Genomic DNA, 651 nt, shown 5'->3' with positions numbered 1-651 from the left:
AAGGCGGTGATAGACGCCATGAACGCCGGGACGGTGCGTGTGCTGTTCGGCTCTACCTCTATGCTCGGAACGGGTGTGAACGCCCAGAAACGGTGTGTGGCTATCCATCATCTCGATACGCCGTGGCGACCGTCCGACTTGCAACAGCGTGACGGACGCGGAGTTAGGGCAGGTAATGAGATTGCCAAACATTTCGCCGGGAACAACGTGGATGTAATCATCTACGCGGTGGAGAAGTCACTGGACAGCTACAAGTTCAACCTCCTGCACTGCAAGCAGACTTTCATAAGCCAGCTCAAAAGCGGTGCGATGGGTGCGCGTACCATCGACGAGGGGGCAATGGACGAAAAATCGGGCATGAATTTCTCGGAATACATGGCGTTGCTCTCCGGCAATACCGACCTGTTGGACAAGGCGAAACTGGAAAAGCGGATCGCATCGCTCGAAGGGGAACGCAAGTCGTTCAACAAGGGCAAGCGTGATTCGGAGTTCAAGCTGGAGTCAAAGACCGGCGAGTTGCGCAACAACACGGCTTTCATAGATGCCATGACGGAGGACTGGAACCGCTTCCTGTCGGTGGTGCAGACCGACAAGGAGGGCAACCGCCTTAATATAATAAAGGTGGACGGAGTGGATTCCGCCGATGAGAAG

1 protein-coding gene is annotated in these 651 nt (G+C 55.3%); it reads left to right on the top strand.

Annotation, left to right across the window (positions count from 1 at the left end; translation table 11 throughout):
- The coding region (locus DXD78_RS20880; RefSeq protein ID WP_233534032.1) for a helicase-related protein at positions 1-651 on the top strand (651 nt) is incomplete at both ends.

Source organism: Bacteroides sp. D20, from assembly GCF_003436255.1.
GTDB lineage: Bacteria > Bacteroidota > Bacteroidia > Bacteroidales > Bacteroidaceae > Bacteroides > Bacteroides uniformis.
Note: the sequence above shows the minus strand (reverse complement) of the source record. Positions and strands in the feature narration are given on the sequence as shown.